Here is a 3864-nt window from a genome sequence, read left to right as displayed (position 1 = left end):
GTCTACGTCCGGATCGCGGTGCGCGCCGCGCGATCGTCGGGAGCGCCGCTGCGGCCCGGCGCCTCGGGCGTCGTCCGGGCGCTGCGGTCCGGGGCCTGGCTGTTCCTGCGGACCGCGTCGTTGCGGATCGCGATGCTCGCGACGGTCGGGGCCGCTGCCGGGCTCGGGACCGCGGGACTCGCGACCACGCAGGTCGGGCTGACCGTGTTCTCGACCCTGGCGTTCGCGCTCGACGCCCTGGCCATCGCCGGGCAGGCGCTCGTCGGGCACGGGCTCGGGGCGCGGGACCCGGCCCGGGTAGGGCTGGTGACGCGGCGGCTCGTGCTGCTCGGGATCGTCGGTGGGGCGCTGCTCGGGGCGGTGACCCTGGCTGTCAGTGGTGTGCTCGGTCCGGTGTTCTCCGACTCGTCCGCCGTGCGGGACGCGCTGCCGCTCGTGCTGGTGCTCATCGCCGTCGGGATGCCCGTGGCCGGGTACGTCTTCGTGCTCGACGGGGTGCTGATCGGGGCCGGGGATGCGCGGTACCTGGCGATCGCGGGAGGCGTGAACCTGGTCGTGTACCTGCCGCTGCTGTGGTGGGCCGGCGGGACGCTCGCCGGGTTGTGGGCGGCGTTCGCCCTCGGGTACATCGGGGTCCGGGCGGTGACGCTCGGGGTGCGCGCGCATCGGCGTGGATGGGTGGAACAGGCGTTGGCGCGGTGAGCGGGTCTTCTGTTCGGCCTTCTTCTGGTGCGTCGTCCTCGGTGGCGTCGTCGGCGGCCCTCGCCACGGTCGGGATCGGGGTGCAGGGCGTCGCGAAACTGCTCGTGACCGTCGTCGTCGGGCGGGTGTTCGGCACCGAGACCCTCGGGCAGACCACGGCGCTGTTGTCCCTGTCGGTGTTCGTCGCGCTGCTCTGGCCGAACGCCGCGGGCAACACCGCCTCTCGGTACCTGGCGATCGCGTTGCGGGGTCGGCGGTCGGACGCCGCGGTGAACCGGGTGCTCGGGCTGTCGATGCTGGTGTCGACCGTGGTGCTCGCCGCGGTCACCGTGCCGGTCGCGGTCGCCTGGGGCAACGGGCCCGGCATGGTGCTCGGTGGTGTCGGGGTCGTCGTCGGCTACGGGCTGTACTGCTACGCCCGCGGAGCGCAGCTCGGCTACGGCCGGGCGCCGCGGGTAGCGCTCTGGGACTCGGTGACGAGCGTGCTCGCGCTCGGACTGCTCGTGGTGGCGTGCATCACTCGGCTCGAGCCCTTCGTGCTGCTGCCGCTGGCCATCGGGTACACGGTGTTCGCGATCGCGTGCTGGCCGCGGTGGAACGACTTCGGCCCTGCCGCTCGCGAACCCGCCGCAGGGGTGCTCGGGTTCGCGGCGTGGAACGTGCTGGCGGTGGTGACCTCGAACGGGTTGCTGCAATTGACGATGATCTCGGCGCAGGTGACCTCGTCGGCGCACGAGGCCGGGGTCTACGCCGCGGCGTTCACCCTGGCGACGCCGGCATCGATGCTCGGGCAGGCGCTGGGGCAGGTGCTCGTGCCGGCGTTTGCGCACCGGACGGATGGTGGGTCCTTGCGGTCTCGCGGCGCGCTGATGCTCGTCGTCGGGTTCGCCGCTGCTTCTGCCGTCGTGTTCGGTCTGGTGGCGCTGCTCGCCGGGTGGTTCCTGCCGATCGTCTACCCCGCCGAGGGGGCTGCTGCCGTGGCTGACCTGCGCTACTTGATGGTCGGGGTGTGGGTGTTCACCGTCGGGCTCGTGCCTGCGGCGCTGTTGCTCGCATCGGGGAGGTCGCGGCAGGTCGCGCTGGCGTCGGTCGCAGGCTTCGTCGTCGGGGCGGTGCTCATGGCGGTGCTCGGGCCGGTCGCGGGAGTCGCGGGTGGGACGACGGGGTTCTTGGTCGGCAGCGCCGTCAATCTCGTGGCGGTGGTGGGGCTCGGGGTGCGGCGGCGCTGATTCCTCCGCACGTGGTGGGCGTCGGTGGAACGCCTCGTTTGACGTCCCGTCATTCGGAATCGTTTCGGACCACCTATCCGAGAACGCCCCCATCAGGAAGCACGGGGCTCGAGGGGGGAGCTGGACCGATGCGCACGAAGTCGCGGTAGTCGACCGGCTATCGGGACGGTTTGCGCTGGCTCGATTCTCACGAGAGGGACGACGGACAGTCGCCGCGCTTGACACGCTGCCCGCCTACTGTCGCTTGCGCTGTCACGGTGGTGGTCAGGTGCCGTGCCGCGGGGGGGCTTCTAAAGGCGAGCTTCGCCCCCGCCTTCTGCGTTGGCCGGCGACCCAAGGAGAGTGGTGATCTGCACCGCGCTCCCTGTGACCAGCGGCGCGGCCGCCGCACGGAAGACCACCTGTTTTGGGTGGCGACCTCGGCGGGCTGGGCGGATGGACTCAGCTGCATGGCCGAATCGAATGATCCCCTGACAGGCGAGATCGATGTGCAGCTCGTCACGAACGCGTACATCTACGGGTTCCCATTGGTGTTCAACCTGCTCCAGGTGCTGCGGTTCACGACGGACGGCATCGGCGCGGTACCGGCCGCTGCGTTCAACACCTTCAGTCACGGACGGACCCTTGCCGGCCCCGATGACACCTTCGTGACGATCAACAACGACACGCTCTACTCGATGGCTCAAGTCGACCTCAGCAGCGGGCCGGTGGCGTTGCACGTGCCCGACACGGCGGGGCGGTACTACGTGCTGCAGTTCGTCGATGCCTGGACGAACAATTTCGCCTACGTCGGACACCGCGCCACCGGCACCGCCGCAGGCGACTACCTGCTCGTGCCACCGGACTGGGACGGCGAACCTGACGATGACGACACGGTCATCAGGTTCCCGACCGCGGTTGCCTCCATCGTCGGACGGTGGGCAGTCGACGGCGACACCGACCTCCCGACGGTGCACGCGCTCCAAGACGCGACGACGTTGACTCCCCGCACGCCTGATGCTGCACCGCACGGGCTGGCCGTTCCCGACCCGGAGGTGTCGGACGCGCTGGCGTTCCTCGAGCGCTTCCGCGTCTGGTCGCAGCAGTTCCCGCCGGCGCCGCGTGACGCCGCAGTGCAACGGTCCTTCGCGGGGCTCGGCGTGAATTCGCCGGCGTCGCCGTACGTTGGTTTGCCCGACGACGCCGTGGCGGCCCTGACGTCCGCACTCGAGGGGGCCTCGGCCCGACTGCGGCAGATCCTCGAGTCCGGCTCCAGCCCGCAGGTGAACGGCTGGAAGATGACGCTGCACGTGTTCGACTACAACCTCGACTTCTTCGAGGTCGGCGCACTCGACGACGAGCGGTTCCGCATCGAGGATCCGACCCTTCGCTACGCCGAGCGTGCCGGCGCTGCGCTCGGCGGGTTGTGGGGTAACCACGCCTACGAAGCGGCCTACGTGATGACGTTCGTCGACGATCACGGCGACCAGCTCGACGGCACGCACGAGTACACCTTCCGCCTCGCACCACCACCACCGGTGGGCGCGTTCTGGTCACTCACGATGTACGGAGTGCCAGACTTCTTCCTCGTCGCAAACCCCATCAACCGCTACTCGATCGGCGACCGCACGCCGGACGTCGCCCAAGACGCCGACGGTGCACTCACGATCACCATCGCGCACCAGCCGCCCGATTCGCCCGATGCGAACTGGTTGCCGAGCCCCGCGGGACGATTCCGTCCGGTCCTGCGCATGTACGAGCCAGGCGACGAGGTCCTCGACGGGCGCTGGACCCCGCCCGCGATCGTGCGCACCGAACGGTAAGTCCGGGACTGCTGCAGGTTGGGTTGACTCGTTGGTTTAGGCCGCGAGTGCTGCCTGTGGGTTGATGATTGCTTCGTACTCGATGGGCGTCAACTTCCCGAGACCGCGCTGTCGGCGCTTTCGGTGGTAGG

Annotated in this window: 3 protein-coding genes; all 3 read left to right on the top strand. The window is 70.0% G+C overall.

Translation table 11 applies throughout. From position 1 onward, the window contains the following. Positions 1–702: MATE family efflux transporter (locus GVL05_RS19685; protein ID WP_268839738.1), on the top strand; the 702-nt coding region annotated here is incomplete at its 5' end. Continuing rightward, positions 699–1931, top strand: coding sequence for a lipopolysaccharide biosynthesis protein (locus GVL05_RS19680; protein ID WP_159574232.1), 1233 nt, complete (start codon positions 699–701; stop codon positions 1929–1931). The genes GVL05_RS19685 and GVL05_RS19680, both read left to right, overlap by 4 nt. Positions 1932–2101: 170 nt before the next feature. Beyond that, positions 2102–3733, top strand: coding sequence for a DUF1254 domain-containing protein (locus GVL05_RS19675; protein WP_235036081.1), 1632 nt, complete (start codon positions 2102–2104; stop codon positions 3731–3733). The last annotated feature ends 131 nt before the right edge of the window (positions 3734–3864 follow it).

The sequence above is a fragment of the Curtobacterium sp. 18060 genome, from assembly GCF_902706105.1.
Lineage (GTDB): Bacteria > Actinomycetota > Actinomycetes > Actinomycetales > Microbacteriaceae > Curtobacterium.
Note: the sequence above shows the minus strand (reverse complement) of the source record. Positions and strands in the feature narration are given on the sequence as shown.